The organism is Micromonospora sp. NPDC047670 (assembly GCF_043204915.1).
Taxonomy (GTDB): Bacteria; Actinomycetota; Actinomycetes; order Mycobacteriales; family Micromonosporaceae; genus Micromonospora.
Genome location: NZ_JBIDDA010000008.1, coordinates 194031 through 209417, shown reverse-complemented (window position 1 = coordinate 209417; position 15387 = coordinate 194031). Strand labels below are relative to the sequence as shown.

Below are 15387 nucleotides of genomic sequence, written 5' to 3'. Positions count from 1 at the left end.
GTGGCGCACGGCGCGGGCGGGCGGGAACGGGCCGTCGGGCCGGTGCGCGGCACCCGCACGCGACGCGCGCCGCGGCTGGGCACGGCGACGCCGCCGGCGCCCGACGGGCACCGGCGGCGCGACACCCCCGGGTCAGGCCGGGGCCGGCGTGGGGGTCTGGGCGTGGATCAGGAAGCGCAACGACCGGGCGTCGGTGAAGCACTCCCGCATCGGCCGGACCAGCTCCCGGTGCTCCGGGCTGCGCTCCCACGCCTCGAAGTCGGCCAGGCTCGCCCACTCGCTGGTGATCAGCCACTGCTCCGGATCGGCCGACGAGCGGCAGACCTGGTCGACCAGGTGCCCCGGCACGCCACCGGCGACCAGGTGCCGGATCTGCTCGTACGCGGCGAGGAACGCCTCCGTGCGCGGCGCCGGCACCCGCACCAGGAAGACCACCCGCGCCCGCTGCCCGCTCATGCCGCCTCCTCGCTGCGCCCGTTCATGTGGCTCCTCGCTGCGCCCGCTCACGTCGTCGCTCCCCTCGCCGGCGCGGCCCCCCGCAACACCAGCGCGCTGTTGAACCCGTCGAAGCCCCGGGCGCAGACCATGGCCAGCCGGCTGCGCGGGCGCCGGTGCTCCCGCAGGAAGTCCAGCTCGCAGCCGTCGGCCACCTCGTCCGGGCCCGCGGAGGCGGGCAGCGTGTCGTGCCCGAAGGCGAGCAGCGCGGTGGCCACGTCCAGCGCCGAGCCGCCCTGGTGCGCGCGGCCGGTCAGCGGCTTCTGCGTCGTCACCGGGGGCGGCCGGTCGCCGAAGACCGCGCGCAGCGCCTCGGCCTCGCTGCGGTCGTAGCGGGGCACGCCGAGCGCGTCGGGCAGCACCACGTCGACCGCCTCCGCCCCGACGCCGGCCCGGTCCAGGGCCAGCCGCATCGCCCGCGCGTACTGCACGGGGTCGCCGGCGCTGTCCGCCGTGGTGTGCGCGCCGTCGTGGGTGGCGCCCCAGCCGGTCACCTCGCCGTGCACGCGGGCGCCCCGGGCCAGCGCGTGGCCCAGCTCCTCCACCACGAAGACCGCGCCGCCCTCGGCGGGCAGGTAGCCGCTGGCGGCGACGTCGAACGGCCGGTAGGCCCGCTCCGGGTCGGCCACGTCGCTGAGCAGCCCGGAACGCAGCTGACAGGCCAGGGCGTACGGGCTCAGCGGGCACTCCGTCGCCCCGGCGATCACCACCGGGGTGCCCCGGCGCACCGCCCGCGCCGCGTGCGCCAGGCTGTCCAGCCCGCCGGCCGCCTCGGCGACCAGCACGCCGCAGGGCCCCTTGAACTGGTGGTGGATGGAGAGCTGCCCGACGCTGGCCGCGTAGAACCACGCGATCGACTGGTACGCCCCGACCGTGCGGGTCGGCCCGCCCCACAGCCGTTGCAGCTCCCGCTGCCCGAACAGGTTCCCGCCCGACGAGCTGGCCAGCGCCACCGCGTACCCGTACGGGTCGGGGGCCCGCTCGGGCAGGCCGGCGTCGGCCAGCGCCAACCGGGTCGCGGCGAACCCGAGGTGCGTCCACCGGTCGGTCTGCACCAGCCGCCGGGTGTCGGCGTACGCGGCGGCGTCGAAGCCGGGCACCTCCCCGCCGTGCCGCGTCGGATATCCGGCGGGGTCGAACAGCGTGATCGGTCCGGTGCGGCGGGTGCCGGCCAGCACCGTCCGCCAGTGCGCGTCCGCGCCGATCCCGCTGGGCGCGACCACCCCGATGCCGGTCACCACCGCCCGGGCGGTCACGGCAGCACCGCCCCGGACAGCCGGCGGAACACCATCGCCGACTGGAAACCGCCGAACCCGCTGCCGACCGACAGCGCCACGTCCACCGGCAGCTCCCGCGCCTCGTTCGGCACGTAGTCCAGGTCGCACTCCGGGTCGCGGGTGGCCCAGTTGGCCGTCGGCGGCACCACGCCGAACTCGACGGCCAGGGCGCACGCGGCCATCTCGATCGCGCCGATCGCGCCCAGCGAGTGCCCGACCATCGACTTGATCGAGCTGATCGGCACCCGGTACGCGGCCTGCCCGAGGGCCCGCTTGAACGCCGCCGTCTCGTGCCGGTCGTTCTGCCGGGTGCCCGAACCGTGCGCGCTGATGTAGGAGACCTGCTCGGGGGCGATCCGGCCCTGCCTCAGCGCGGCCGAGATGGCCAGCCCCATCTCCAGCCCGTCGGGGCGCAGCCCGGTCATGTGGTAGCCGTTGCTGCGGCTGGCGTAGCCGGCGACCTCGCAGTAGACGTGGGCCCCGCGCCGCCGGGCGTGCCCGGCCTCCTCCAGCACCAGCACCGCCGCGCCCTCGGCGAGGACGAAGCCGTGCCGGTCGGCGTCGAAGGGGCGCGAGGCGTGCGCCGGGTCGTCGTTGTCCGGGCTGGTCGCCTTGATCGCGTCGAAGGAGGCGACGGTCACCGGCGAGATCGGCGAGTCGGCCGCCCCGGCCAGCACGACGTCGGCCTCGCCGTCGGCGATGAGCTGGTGGGCGTACCCGATGGCGTCGATGCCGGAGGTACAGCCGGTGGAGACCACCTGGGCCGGGCCGTGCAGCCCGTAGCGGCACGCCACGTCGGCGGCCAGGCTGCTGGGCACCAGCGCCTGGTAGAGGTAGGGGCCGCCGCGTGCCGCGTCGACCAGCCACCGCCGGCCCGTGTCGCTGACCGTCACGTACTCCTGCTCCAGGGCCATGGTGCCGCCGACGGCGGTGCCGAGCACCACCCCGGCGCGGTCCCGCTCGGCGTCGGTGAGCTCCAGCCCGGCGTCGGCGACCGCCTCGGCCGAGCAGGCGAGCGCGAACTGCACGTACCGGTCGGCGCGCCGCCGCTCGGCCTCGCTGAGGCCGGCGGCGACCGGGTCGAAGTCGCACTCGGCGGCGATCTGCGACCGGAACGCCGACGGGTCGAAGAAGGTGATCCGCCGCGTCGCCGTCCGCCCCTCGGTGACGGCCTTCCAGAACCGGTCCCGGCTGGCGCCGCCGGGGGCGACCACCCCGACGCCGGTCACCACCGTGCGGCGCCCCGTCACGATCCGCCCCGCTGCTCGACCAGCTCGGTGTCGACGTGGCCGAGTTCCGGGCGGGGAGCCAGCGGCCCCAGGTGGAAGACCACCTCGGCCGGCTCGTCGCCGGTGTTGCGCAGCCGGTGCCGCACGTAACGCGGCACGAACAGGGCCTCCCCGGCCGCCAGCGGCACCGGCTCGTCGTCGAGGTCGACGGTGATCGCGCCCCGGGCCACGTACAGGAACTCCTCGCTGTAGGGGTGGTAGTGCTCGGCGATGCGCTCCCCCGGCAGCAGCGCCGCCACCCCCAGGAAACCGGAGGTGCTGCCCACGGTCTTCGGGCCGAGCAGCACCCGCAGCTCGCCGCCGCGGCGGCGGTCCGGCGCCACGTCGGCGGCGGCGACCAACCGCAGGGCCTGCTCACTCATCGTCGGCTCCCGTCGCCTCGTCGGCGGGCGTGGCGGCGGGCCCCCGGGCGGCCGCGCCGGCCCGCGCGAGCCCTTCGATCCTGTCCCTGATCACGGCGAGCTGCACGGCGCTGTTGGTGTTGATCCGCTCGGTCATGCCGGCGTTGTCCACCGGCGCGGTCGGCTTCATCGCGAAGTCCTGCACCCACGTCATCCGCGTACCGCCGGGCTCCTCCGCGTAGCGCCAGTGGATGTGCATGTACTCGAACGGCCCGGTCTCCACCCGCCGGGCGCGGACCTCCCGGGTGGCCGGGTCGGCGGTGCGCTCGCTGACCCAGCTCCACGCCACCCCGTTCTCGTCGGGGTGCATGGTGAGCCGGAACCGCACGGTGTCGCCGTCGCGGTGCAGGATCTCCGCCCGGGCGTACTCGGTGAACAGCTCGGGCCAGCCGGCGACGTCGTTGGTGACGTCCCAGACCAGCGGCAGCGGCGCGGCGATGAGCACGCTGTTCTCGGTGTGCCCGGGCGGGTCGGCGCGGCGGGCGACCAGCTCGGCCACGCCGGCGATGCTGAGCTGCCCCGCCTGCTCGGGGATCTGCACCTGCCACCGGTCGGCGACCACGGCGGACAGTTCGAGCAGCGCCAGCGAGTCCATGCCGAGTTCCTCCAGGGACGCGGCCGGGGCGCGGGCGGCCGCGTCGGCGTCCAACCCGCAGTTGGTTACCAGGATGTCGGTGATCTCGGCGGTCAGCGGACGGCCATGGGTGACGGTCAACAGAGCCTCCTGTGGTGTGCGTCGGACGGACCGGCGAGCAGCTGGTCGACCAGGCCGGTGGAGTAGCGGCCCTTGCGGAACCCGGCGTCGTCGAGCACCCGCCGGACGAACGGGATGGTGGTGCGGACCCCGGACCCGGCGATGTCGAACTCGTCGAGGGCCCGTTCCAGCCGGTTGAGCGCCAACTCCCGGTCGGGCGCCCAGACCGCCACCTTGGCCAGCAGGGAGTCGTAGTGCGGGCCGAAGACGTAACCGGCGTGGCCGTGCGTGTCGACCCGGGTGAACGGGCCACCGGGCGGCACGAAACGGTCCAGCCGTCCGGGCGTCGGGGCGAAACCGCGGTCCGGGTCCTCCACGTTGACCCGGCACTCGATGGCCACCCCGTGCGGGCGGACGTCGGACTGCCGCAGGCGCAACGGCACCCCGGCGGCGATGTGCAGCTGCTCGTGCACCAGGTCGATCCCCGTGACCATCTCGGTGACGGGGTGCTCGACCTGGATCCGGCAGTTGATCTCCAGGAAGTGGAACCGCTCGTCCGGGTCGACCAGGAACTCCACCGTGCCGGCCCCCGTGAAGCCGGCGGACAGCGCGCCGCGCAGGGCGCACTCCGCGATGGCCTCCAGCGTGCCGGCCGACAACGCGGGGGCGGGCGCCTCCTCCACCAGCTTCTGGTGCCGGCGCTGCACCGAACAGTCCCGCGTGCCCAGGTGCACGCCGTTGCCGTGCGAGTCGCACAGCAGTTGCACCTCGACGTGCCGGGCGCCGGTCAGGTACCGCTCCACGTACACCCGGTCGTCGCCGAAGGCGACCTGCGCCGCGGCCCGCGTCCGCGCGTACGCCCGGGGCAGCTCGGCCGGACCGGCCACCACCGTCATGCCCCGGCCCCCGCCGCCGGCCGCCGCCTTGACGATCACCGGATAGCCCACCTCGGCGGCCACCTCCGACGCCGCCGTGGCGGTGGGCACCGGCGCGACGCTGCCCGGCGGCAGCGGCAGCCCCGCCCGGCGCATCAACGCCCGCGCCGAGGACTTGTCCGCCAACGCGGACATCACCTGCGGCGGCGGACCGATGAAGACCAGCCCGTTCTCGGCGCAGATCTCGGCGAAGTCGGCGTCCTCCGAGAGGAACCCGTAGCCGGGGTGCACCGCCTGCGCGCCCACCTGCCGGGCCGCCTCCACGATCGCGGCGGCGTTGAGGTAGCTGCGCCGGCTGGCCGGCGGTCCGATCCGCACCGCCTGGTCGGCCAGGCGTACCGCGGCGGAGTCCGCGTCGGCCGTGGAGTAGACCACCGCCGTACGCACCCCCAGCTCGCGACAGGCACGCAGCACCCGCAGGGCGATCTCACCCCGGTTGGCGATCAGCACCTTCTCGAACATCACCCACCACCTCAGGCCGGATCCAGCGCGAGCAGCGGCTGGTCGTACTCGACCGGCTGGCCGTCGGCGGCGATGACCTCGGCGACCCGGCCACCCCGCTCGGCGGTCACCTCGTTCATCAGCTTCATCGCCTCGACGATGCCGATGACCTGCCCGGGGCGCACCAGGTCACCGACGGCGACGAAGGGCGCGGCGCCCGGCTCCGGCGCCCGGTAGAACGTGCCGACGATGGGCGAGCACACCGCGTACCGGCCCGCGTCGTCCCCGGCCGGCGGGGGCGCGGGCCGCGCCGCGACCGGCCCGCCCCCGGGCGGGGCGTCCACCGGCGCGCCGCCGTGCCACTCCACCTCCAGCACCGTGTCGCCGCTGCGCAGCCGCACCCGGCGGACCGGGCCGGCCAGCTCGGCGACGAGGTCCCGGGCGTGCCGCCGCAGCCCGGCCAGCACCGCGTCCACGCCGGACGCCGACTCCACGCCGGCCGGCACGGTGTCGACCGGGGCGCCGCCCGCGCTCACCGGGCACCCGCCCGCGCGCCGAGGCGGGCCGCGCCGAAGCGGCGGAAACGCTGCCGCCGGCGCCGCACCAGCGTGGCGGCCGGCACGTCGAGCAGCGGCAGCAGGTGCGCCAGCACCGCCGCCCGCAACGCCCGCGCAGCCGCCTCCGGATCCTGGTGCGCGGCCGGGGCCGGCTCGGGCACGACGTCGTCGACCACCCCCAGGCGGCACAGATCGGGCGCGGTCAGCCGCAACGCGCGGGCCGCCTCTGGCGCCGCCCCCCGGTCCGGCCACAGGATGGCCGCGCAGCCCTCGGGACTGATCACCGAATACACGGCGTGCTGGAGCATCAACACCCGGTCGGCCACGGCGAGGGCCAACGCGCCGCCGCTGCCCCCCTCCCCGGTGATCACCGCGACGACGGGGGTGGGCAGCACGGTCAGGGCGAGGATGTTCTCCGCGATGGCCGCCGCCTGCCCCTGCTCCTCGGCGCTCACGCCGGGATCCGCCCCGGGCGTGTCCACCAGGGTGACCACCGGCAGACCGAGACGGGCGGCGAGCCGCATCAGCCGCAACGCCTTGCGGTGCCCGGCCGGGCTGGCCATGCCGAAGTTGCGCGAAACCAGCTCGGCGGTGGTGTGACCCTTCTGGTGACCGATCACCATCACGGGCCGGCCGTCGAGGCGGGCCAGCCCGCCGACCACGGCGGGACAGTCCGCGCCGAGGCGGTCGCCGTGCAGCTCGACGAAGCCGTCGAACGCCGTCTCCAGATAGTCCAGCGTGGTCGGCCGGCCCGGGTGCCTCGCCAGCCGCACCGTCTCCCAGGCGTCGCCGCCCGGCCCCGTCACGGCAGCGGCCCCACCGGCCGGCCGCGCCACGACCGGCGACGGCTCCTGCCGGGGTACGCCCGGACGCGCCGCCCGCCGGCCCCCCGCGCGCGCCGCGGCCAGCAGCGCCGCCAGCCGCCCCCGCAGGGCGTGCCGGGGCACCACCATGTCGACCTGCCCGTGCCGCAGCAGGAAGTCGGCGGTCTGGAAGCCCTCCGGCAGCGCCCGCCCGGTGACCTGACGGATCACCCGGGGACCGGCGAAGCCCATCCGCGCGCCCTTCTCGGCGAGCACCACGTCGGTGTTCGTGGCGAACGAGGCGGCCACGCCCCCGTACGTCGGGTCGGTGAGCACGCTGACGGTGAGCAGCCCCGCCTCCCGCAGCGCGGCGATCGCCTGGCTCACCGTGGCCATCTGCATCAGCGACAGGGCGCCCTCCTGCATCCGCGCCCCACCCGAGGCGGTGACCAGGACCAGCGCGATCCCGTCCTCCAACGCCCGCTCGGCGGCCCGGGTGATCAGCTCCCCCACGGCGCAGCCCAGGCTGCCGCCGAGGAACCGGAAGTCCATCACCGCGAGCGCGCACGGGTGCCCGCCGACGGTGGCGGTGCCGCAGACCACCGCCTCGGCCAGCCCGGTGCCGGCCCGGGCGGCGCTGAGCCGGTGCGGATACGGCAGCAGGTCCACGAAACCGATCGGGTCGACCTCCGCCGGCCGATCCGCCAGGGCGGCGAACGACCCCGCGTCGACGAGCTGGAGCAGCCGCTCGGGCGCGTCCAGGCGGGCGTGCGTCCCGCACTCGGGACAGACGTCGAGGTTGCGGCGCAGCCGCTTGCGGTACAGCAGGGTGGCGCATCCGCCGCAGCGGGACCAGAGCTGCCCCTCGCGGGGCGCGGTGGCGGTCACGACGGCCGCCCGGCGGGCGCGGCGTCGAAGCGGTAGAAGCAGCGGGCCATCGCGTCGCGCGGCTCCCGCCACGTCGGCAGGTACGGCGACACGTACGGCCGCAGCCGGGCGCTGACCCGCGCGAACTCGGGATGCCCCCGGGCCGCCTCGACCGCCGCCCCGCCCGGCGCGTCCGTCTCCAGCAGGTGCACGTAGAGGTCACCCAGCCGGTACAGCGACCGGTGCCGCACCCCGACCAGGTGCGGCAGCTCGGTCGCGTCGGACTCGGCGAAAATCTCGGCGACGCGCGCCTCGGCGCTCGGCACCACCTTCGCGACGATCAGCGAACGGTCCATGGACGGGCCTCCCTCCACGGCATCCGGCGTCGGTGACGACGGCGCCGGCCGAGCCGGACGACTGGCGACACGATGCGGCCACGGCCGTCACGGCGGCGTCACCGCCGCCCGCCGACCCGCGACGCCACCTTGTGACGCTGCGTTGACGCGAACTGTGCATCCACCGCGCCGCCCTCATCGCCCGAGATGGACTATCAGCAGTTCGGAAGGGTTTTCGTGAAGACAGGACCACGCGCCGCACCCCGAACGACACATTGACCGAGAGTGACCACGATTGATAATCTTCGTCACGGTCAGCCCGGCGGCCGCGGCGCGACGCCGTGCCGCGGCAGAGCGACCCGACAGTGGGGTCAAGGGCAGCCGCGCCGGGGACAGCAGAGGAGTCGGGACGAGCGTTCCGCAGGGGGTGCCGCGTGGCCGCTGATCCGTCGATGCCCACCACCGGGCGCCGCCCCGGCACGGAGATCTCGCTGCACCTGCTCGGCGGCTTCCGGCTGCTGCACGACGACACCCCGGTCGTGGTGCCGCGCGGCCTGCAACGGGTCATCGCCCTGATCGGGCTGCGCCCCGGCGCCACCCGCAGCCACCTCGCCGGGCTGCTCTGGCCCGACGCGCCCGAGGACCGCGCCCTGTCGTCCCTGCGGACCGCGCTGTGGCGACTGCGCCAGGACCCCTGCTGCCCGCTCACCACCGCCGGCGACACCGTACGCCTCAACCCCGTCGTCCAGGTCGACGTCGACGCCCTCGTCGGCACGGCCGCCAGGGTGCGCGACGGCGACGACCCGTGCGCCGCCGCCGCACTCGCCGCCGGCCGGCACGACCTGCTTCCCGGCTGGTACGACGACTGGGTCCTGGCCGACCGGGAGCGGCTGCGTCAGCTGCGCCTGCACATGCTGGAGGCGCTCGCCGGCCAGCACCTCGCGGCGGGCCGGCACGGAGAGGCCCTGGAGGCCGCGCTGGAGGCCATGGCCGCCGAGCCGCTGCGCGAGACCCCGCACCGGCTGGTGGTGCGCATCCACCTCGCCGAGGGCAACGCCTTCGAGGCCGTGCACGCCTTCTACGTCTACCGCGACCTGCTGCTGCGGGAACTACGGCTGGAACCCAGCGCGGCGATGACCGCGCTGCTCGACGACACCCTCGCGCCGATCCGCGACGCCACCCGCGACACCCCCGCCCGGCCGCGCCGCACCCCGCACGCCCGGGTCGCCCCCCGCGCCCGCTGAGACGGCGCGCCCGGACGCCCCAGGACGGCGGCGGGCCGCACCGGGCCGGGCCGCCGGCACACACCGGTGACTCCCGGCAGTCCCGGTCGCCGCCTCGACACCGGTCGGCCCACCCCACGCCGTGACGCTTCGGCACCCGGACGGCCAGGACGTTCCTCAGTTCCTCCTCCGCGTCGACGCAGCGAGGCGTGCCGGGCGGTGCAGTGACGAGATGCCCTCGCCGGAGCACCGGCGAGGGCATCGTCAGTGGCAGCGCGGGCGACCGCCGGCAGCTGACCACACCGACCGTTGTCGGGTCCGACAGGTGGTCACGTCTGGCCGACCGCATCGACGACGCGGGTGTCGGTGACGACGGTCCAGGACTCGTCGACGCCCCCGGCGTTGGATCGGATGCCGATAAATCGATAGGTGGCGGGGTCGACAACGATGTCCTTGCGCTCCTTGCCCTTCATGGGATAGGTGAAGGCAATTCCGGTGTGCCCGCCGAGCTTCACCCTGCCCGGCACGAGTTGGATGCCGGGCAGTTTGGCGACGGCCCGGTAGAGCGCGGCCCTGAGTTGGGGCGAGATGATCGGGTCGTACGTCTGGAACAGGTCCGCGACCAGCGCGAAGGTGTGGGCGTCCACCCCGGGCCCGGTGGCCGCGGACTGGCCCGCCCGCTTGGCGGCTGCCGAGCGCAACACGACCAGCAGCTCGTCGGGTTCGGTCGGCAACCCGGCGAGCGACTCGGGAGTCGACCGCCGCCCGGCGAGGTCGGGCCCCTTCGCCGCCAGCTCCGCCTTCTGGGCGGGGTATCTGTCATTGCGCCGGTCGTACCGCTCCGGCTGGGTCCTGAGCAGTCCCGCCCGCTCGGCGATCGGCCGGTCCCGTGCGGTGAGTGGTCGGATGTCGCTGTCTTCGCCTCGCGTCCGCACCGGGAACATTCCCTGCGGATCAAGCCACCGCTCGTCCCACCCCTCGACCCGCAGCCGCACCGTCTCGTGGCCCCACGGACCTCCGTCGTACGTCCCGATGTCACTCGACTCGGTCCGCACGTAGACGTACTGCCCCGGACGGATGGGAAGGGCCGGGACGAGGGCGGCCCGTTGCGCGACGAGTTCCAACACGGTGGCTGGCGCGGTGTTCGGACCGATGCCCGGCGAGGTCGCCGCCGGCGTCGGGTCTTCCTGATCGAGCAGACCTGTCGCTACGGCGGCACCGCCGACAAGACCGGCCAGTGCCAGCGCCGCCGAAACGCGCACCACGATCCGGTGCCACCGGGCGGCCGGGCCCGGCCGCCCGGTGGCACCGCCGTGCAGCGTCCGGTTGAGCACGGCGTGCCGCATGCGATCCTTCGCGTCGGCGGGCGCCCCGGTGAGGTCCGCCCGGAGCCGGGCGAGCATCCGCAGCCCCGGGTCACCGGCATCAGCTGGCGTAAATCGGTTCATTGGTTCGTCCATGGCAGTTCGTTCTCCCGAACCTCAAACAACGGGCCGATGGTCAGGTGGATGGGGCGTAGTGGTCGGGCAGCGCCCGCCGGAGCTTGGCCTTGGCCCGGTGCAGCCTGGACCGGACCGTGCCCGGCGGCAGAGCCAGCGCGAGAGCGAGATCCGGGTAGTCCAGGCACGCCCACACATGCAGCAGGAGCACCTCCCGCTGTTCGTGTGGCATGGCCGCCAGAGCCTTCGCCAGCGACCGGGTGGCCGCCCGCGCGTCGAGCCGATCGCCGACCTCATCGGCGAACGACTCGTCGAGCGGCCGCGCGCCGTCGAGCGGATCCCGGCCCGCGCGGGCGAGCGCCCGCCAGCCCCTGGCCTCGGCCCGACGGTGTTTGTGCAGCAGATTGGCGAGGATGCCGAACAGCCACGGTCGTGCGTTCGGGACGGTGACGTCGTACCGGTCGCGGTGGGCGAACGCCGCCGCGAACGTGTCGGCAACGAGATCCTCGGCCAGCTGCCGGCCGACGCGGCGGGCGCAATAGTCGTACAGCTGATCCGAGTACCGCTCGAACAGTTCGCCGAACCGCTCCGGCGGACCCGTCATCAGATCCGCGTCCGGACTGTCCCTCAGGGGCACGGTCACCCGGGCAGCCCTCCTCTCCGTCTCCAGGTTGATTCCCGCTGTTTCCCGCACGGCCTACTGAACCTCCCGGCCGATCGCGTACGCGCGCACCACACTCTGCTCGACGGCGTTACCGGCCGCGTCGGTCGCCTTGACCCGCAGTGAGGCGTATCCGCTGGCGGGATGGGTGACGCCAACGTTCCAGTGGTCGCCGGCCACCGTGACGGTGGCCGGCCGCCAGGTGCCCCCGTCGTCGTAGGACACGTCCACGGTGAGTGAACTGATCCGCACCTCGTCGGCGCCCTGCCGGGTCACGTGAACCGGGAAGCTGAACTGCCCGCCCGGGGCACGGTTGCGCAGGTCGACGGCGGGGTCGAGCCGCACCGCGAGCAGCGGCAGTGGCTTGCCGTCGTCGGCGACCGAAGACCCGAACGTCCACGACGCGGCCACCTTCGTCCACAGCGGCCACCAGTCGGCCGTCCGGTGGACCTCGGCCGTCAGCCGGTATGCGCCCGCCGACTCGGGCACGTCGAAGCGTCCGTAACCCGGCTCCGGACTGGTGTCCACCAGCTGCCCGTCCCGGTACAGGGTGACCGAGCCGCTGTCGACACCCGGCTCCGGCATTCGCGGTCGGCCGGCCGAATCGCCGTGCATGGGCAGCGTCACGTCGAACGCGTTGTCCGATCGCCACGCCCACGGCCGCGGCGCCTGCCCGCCCGGGCCGCGGAACGTCGGCCCGGCGACCGCCTTGTTCCACACGACCCGATCCGACTTCCCGGCCGTCAGGATCCGCACCTCGGACGCGCGCGTGTCGCGGGTGGACCAGAAGAGTTCCCACGTGCCGGGGGTGAAGTACTCCACGCGTTCCTGTCCGGGCCGCACTGGCAGGAAGCGGCCGATCCCGACGCTCGCGCCGGAGCTCTCGTACGCCGTGACGCGGTGCTCGGACCCGACCGCGTTGTCGTGGTACGCGGTTCGCACCGCGACCAGATCCGCGGTCCGCGCCCGGCGCAGCTGTGCCGTGTCCAGCTTGTACGGCACCCGGTACGCCAGCTCGTAGCGCTGCCTCGGGAACGGGCGGCTCGTGAACGACACCGTGACCTCGCCGGCCCTCGCCAACGCGGCGAACCGCTGTGTGGTCGGGCCCGTGCCGTACATCGTCGGCAGCGCCGCCACCGGCTCCCCCGGCTTGTCGTCCGCCAGTGCGCCCGTCAGCACGACCAGCGCCGCCTTCGCTCCGGCCGCCTTGATGGTGGCGGTCCGCTGGAGGACCTCCGCGATGGTGGCGCCGTCGGGAATCTCGACCAGCACCAGCTTGCCCCGACCGTCGATCTTCGCCAGGTCCTCCGCCGTGCCACTCCCGCCGTGCACAGTGGGTAGCGCGGCCTGCGCCGGCGGCTGCGGTGAGCCGAAGAACCAGTCGACCGGAACTTCGAACGGCACGTCGCCGTCAGCCCACAGTTCCACGATGGGCTCATGCGCCTGGCGAGCCAGCCCGGAGCTGAAGGTGGGCGAACCGGTGCCCGGCACCGTCGCCGCGTACAGCTCGTGGAACCGCGGGTCCACCTGGCTGGCACTGCTCCACGTGCAGCCGCCGCAGCCGCTGACGGCGCTGATGGCGTAGTACGCCTGCGTACCGCCCCGCGCGGTCGGGGAGTCGGTCGTGACCGAAACCGGCTTGCCGTCCCTGGCATCCAGGGTCTGGACCACGTCGCGATCGACGATCAGCTCGGGATGAGTGATCAACGTGTACGACGGCTCCCTGCCGGCCTGGTGGGTTTCGATCGTGCCGCGGATCGAGTAACGGCCGCGCGGTAGCCGCACCCGCTCCCCGGGCTTCGTCTGGAAGGCGTTCAACGGGTCGTCCAGGTCGATGATTAGAATGTTGGGATAGTCGACCGGCACGGCCGGGGCACCGTCGCGGGCCACGAGTTTGACGCTCAGGTCGTACCGCTCCTCCTCCTGGTACACCGACAGCGCGGTGCGCGTGGTCACCGTTCCGTCCGCGCTGCGACCGGTGAGCAGGCCGCTGTAACGGCCCGCGGCGCCGTCCTGCGCGGTCACCGTGGCCTCCACCGCCACAGCCCCGCCGGCCGGCACGGTCACGGTCTGCGCCGAGAACCTGACCAGCCCGGCCGGGGCCGGCTGCCCGTCTCGTCCGGTCAACGCCGCCGACAGGGCCAGCGTCACCGAAACGTCCCCGTGGTTGCGCCAGGTGATGTTCTGCCGCTTGGACACACCCTGGTTCGGCCAGCTCAGCAACGTCGACGTACTGCCAGTCGCGGTGACAGGCTGGCCGGTGGCCCGCGCCACGTCCACCCGGCCCGTGCCGACCGCATACGGGCCGGCGCCGGGAACCTCGGCCGCGGTGCTCATCAACGCCGCCTTCAGGTCGGTGGCCTTCCAGTCGGGATGCTGCTGCGCCAGCAACGCGGCCGAACCCGCCACGTGGGGCGCGGCCATCGACGTCCCGCTCATCCGCTGGTACGCGTCGCCCACCGCGTCGCCGAGCGGGTCGACGTTCGCCGGCCGGGCCGCCACGATGTCCGCACCGGGTGCGGTCAGATCCGGCTTCGCCGCCCCGTCCCCGTAGCGCGGACCACGGCTGGAGAACCGGCTGAGCTCGTCATCGATGCTCACGCTGCCCACCGCCAGCGCGGCGTCCGCCGCAGCCGGGGTGGACACCGTTTCGTCGGCGCCGTGGTTGCCGGCGGCGACCACGAACAGTGTGCCGTGCTCGCGGGTCAGCTCGTTGAGCGCCACGGACATGGGATCGGAGCCATCCGTGGGCACGGTACCCAGACTCATGTTCACCACCCGGGCGCGGGCCTCCACCGCCGCCCACCGCATTCCGGCGAGGACGGTGTCGAACGTCCCCGACCCGGAGTCGTCGAGCACCTTCCCCACCGCGAGCGCGGCACCGGGCGCCACACCCCTGTACCTGCCGTCAGCGGCGGCACCCGAGCCGGCGACGATCGACGCGACGTGGGTGCCGTGACCGTGACCGTCCTCGACAGTGCCCTTGCCGGAGAAGTCCCTCGACGTGGCGACCTTCCCGGCGAAATCCGGATGATCCAGGTCGATACCGGTGTCCAACACCGCCACGGTCACCCCGGCCCCCGTCTGGCCACGACCCCAGGCGACCGGAGCGCCGATCTTCGGCACGCTCTGCTCCAGGCTCGCCCGCACCCTGCCGTTGAGCCACACCCGCCGGATGTCCCCGGCGAACCCACGCCCGGTCGAACGCACCTGACCCCAGAACTGCCTTGCGGTGCTCTTCTTCGCGTCGAGCGCGGCCATCGCCGTACCCGGCAGCGACCGTCGCACCACCGCGCCGGCCGGTGGAGCGGGTCGAACGGCCCGCCTGGTGTCCGCGTACTGCACCAGCAGCGGGACAGCGGACACACTGGCATCGTCGTAGCCCTGGCGGATCAACCCGGTGACGTTGAACAACTCCCGGTCCAGCACCCCGTCGCGCACCAGCCCGGCCGCGTCATGGGGCAGGACGTACCGGTCGCCGCGTCGGGTGAACTCCTGGAACTGGGTGAGGCCCGGCCGCGGCGCCGACTCGACAAGCACCTTGGTCCGGCCGCCGACGTCTCGCAGCAGGACCCGGTCGCCGGTGATCAGGGTCACCCACTTTCCGGGACTCCGGTCGGCGGCCTGAGCCACCGCCGGCGTCGCCCCCGATCCGGCGTCGGACTGTCCGACGACGACACCAGCCGCGACAACCGCCGCGACCGCGGTGGCGAGCCCTCTCACCACCGCGGCATGTCGCGCACGTCTCCTCACAAAACTCTCCTCGCGTCGGGGACGACTCCCGGCCGGGGCAGCGGAAGCCGCAGCCGGCGGGGCAGGGCGACACAGTTGCCGCCCCACCGTTGTTCGTCGGAGGCGCACGCGAGGTTCCATGCGAAACCTCATCCTGTCGAAGACCGCCGCGGCTGATCGACACTCACCCCGCCGCACCCCGCCGCGGAAGAGCCGGCCACTCGCCACCTGGCTCGCA

13 protein-coding genes are annotated in these 15387 nt (G+C 74.4%); 1 reads left to right on the top strand and 12 read right to left on the bottom strand.

Features of this window, described 5'->3' with window-relative positions:
* Window positions 1-132: 132 nt before the first annotated feature.
* From ACGF7U_RS20945 to ACGF7U_RS20905, 9 genes are read right to left on the bottom strand one after another with little or no spacing between them, the layout of a single operon-like run.
* Window positions 133-456: an antibiotic biosynthesis monooxygenase family protein gene (locus ACGF7U_RS20945; protein WP_393108983.1), complete on the bottom strand. Its 324-nt coding sequence runs from the start codon at window positions 454-456 to the stop codon at window positions 133-135.
* 47 nt (window positions 457-503) lie between these two features.
* Window positions 504-1751: a beta-ketoacyl synthase N-terminal-like domain-containing protein gene (locus tag ACGF7U_RS20940; protein WP_393108981.1), complete on the bottom strand. Its 1248-nt coding sequence runs from the start codon at window positions 1749-1751 to the stop codon at window positions 504-506.
* Window positions 1748-3022, bottom strand: coding sequence for a beta-ketoacyl-[acyl-carrier-protein] synthase family protein (locus ACGF7U_RS20935; RefSeq protein ID WP_393108979.1), 1275 nt, complete (start codon window positions 3020-3022; stop codon window positions 1748-1750). Before ACGF7U_RS20935 ends, ACGF7U_RS20940 begins: the two co-directional genes overlap by 4 nt.
* On the bottom strand, window positions 3019-3423 hold the full coding sequence (locus ACGF7U_RS20930; protein WP_393108977.1) for a cupin domain-containing protein: 405 nt from the start codon (window positions 3421-3423) through the stop codon (window positions 3019-3021). The genes ACGF7U_RS20935 and ACGF7U_RS20930 overlap by 4 nt, the downstream gene beginning before the upstream one ends.
* A complete protein-coding gene (locus ACGF7U_RS20925) occupies window positions 3416-4177 on the bottom strand; it encodes an SRPBCC family protein (protein ID WP_393108975.1) in 762 nt (253 codons plus the stop codon). Before ACGF7U_RS20925 ends, ACGF7U_RS20930 begins: the two co-directional genes overlap by 8 nt.
* Window positions 4174-5553: an acetyl/propionyl/methylcrotonyl-CoA carboxylase subunit alpha gene (locus ACGF7U_RS20920; protein WP_393108973.1), complete on the bottom strand. Its 1380-nt coding sequence runs from the start codon at window positions 5551-5553 to the stop codon at window positions 4174-4176. The genes ACGF7U_RS20925 and ACGF7U_RS20920 overlap by 4 nt, the downstream gene beginning before the upstream one ends.
* An 11-nt stretch (window positions 5554-5564) precedes the next feature.
* Window positions 5565-6068 (bottom strand): acetyl-CoA carboxylase biotin carboxyl carrier protein, encoded by a 504-nt coding sequence (locus ACGF7U_RS20915; RefSeq protein ID WP_393108971.1) that lies wholly within the window; start codon window positions 6066-6068, stop codon window positions 5565-5567.
* Complete coding sequence (locus tag ACGF7U_RS20910) at window positions 6065-7780, bottom strand: acetyl-CoA carboxylase carboxyltransferase subunit alpha (RefSeq protein WP_393108969.1); 1716 nt, start codon at window positions 7778-7780, stop codon at window positions 6065-6067. Before ACGF7U_RS20910 ends, ACGF7U_RS20915 begins: the two co-directional genes overlap by 4 nt.
* On the bottom strand, window positions 7777-8115 hold the full coding sequence (locus tag ACGF7U_RS20905; RefSeq protein WP_393108967.1) for a TcmI family type II polyketide cyclase: 339 nt from the start codon (window positions 8113-8115) through the stop codon (window positions 7777-7779). Before ACGF7U_RS20905 ends, ACGF7U_RS20910 begins: the two co-directional genes overlap by 4 nt.
* Window positions 8116-8528: 413 nt before the next feature.
* Between ACGF7U_RS20905 and ACGF7U_RS20900 the strand changes: the two genes are divergently transcribed.
* A complete protein-coding gene (locus tag ACGF7U_RS20900; protein ID WP_393108965.1) occupies window positions 8529-9338 on the top strand; it encodes a BTAD domain-containing putative transcriptional regulator in 810 nt (269 codons plus the stop codon).
* Window positions 9339-9646: 308 nt separating this feature from the next.
* Here ACGF7U_RS20900 and ACGF7U_RS20895 read toward each other — a convergent pair whose 3' ends face one another.
* The 3 genes from ACGF7U_RS20895 to ACGF7U_RS20885 are packed head-to-tail and all read right to left on the bottom strand — an operon-like array spanning window position 9647 to window position 15014.
* A complete protein-coding gene (locus tag ACGF7U_RS20895; protein WP_393108963.1) occupies window positions 9647-10777 on the bottom strand; it encodes a CU044_5270 family protein in 1131 nt (376 codons plus the stop codon).
* A 40-nt stretch (window positions 10778-10817) separates the two neighbouring features.
* Window positions 10818-11399: an RNA polymerase sigma factor gene (locus tag ACGF7U_RS20890; RefSeq protein ID WP_393108961.1), complete on the bottom strand. Its 582-nt coding sequence runs from the start codon at window positions 11397-11399 to the stop codon at window positions 10818-10820.
* Window positions 11400-11453: 54 nt separating this feature from the next.
* A complete protein-coding gene (locus tag ACGF7U_RS20885) occupies window positions 11454-15014 on the bottom strand; it encodes a S8 family serine peptidase (protein WP_393108959.1) in 3561 nt (1186 codons plus the stop codon).
* Window positions 15015-15387 lie beyond the last annotated feature (373 nt).

Excerpts from the sequence above, each read along its gene's own strand:
- ACGF7U_RS20930 (WP_393108977.1), bottom strand. The coding sequence starts at position 3,423 with ATGAGTGAGCAGGCCCTGCGGTTGGTCGCCGCCGCCGACGTGGCGCCG.
- ACGF7U_RS20905 (WP_393108967.1), bottom strand. The coding sequence starts at position 8,115 with ATGGACCGTTCGCTGATCGTCGCGAAGGTGGTGCCGAGCGCCGAGGCG.
- ACGF7U_RS20920 (WP_393108973.1), bottom strand. The coding sequence starts at position 5,553 with ATGTTCGAGAAGGTGCTGATCGCCAACCGGGGTGAGATCGCCCTGCGG.
- ACGF7U_RS20895 (WP_393108963.1), bottom strand. The coding sequence starts at position 10,777 with ATGGACGAACCAATGAACCGATTTACGCCAGCTGATGCCGGTGACCCG.
- ACGF7U_RS20945 (WP_393108983.1), bottom strand. The coding sequence starts at position 456 with ATGAGCGGGCAGCGGGCGCGGGTGGTCTTCCTGGTGCGGGTGCCGGCG.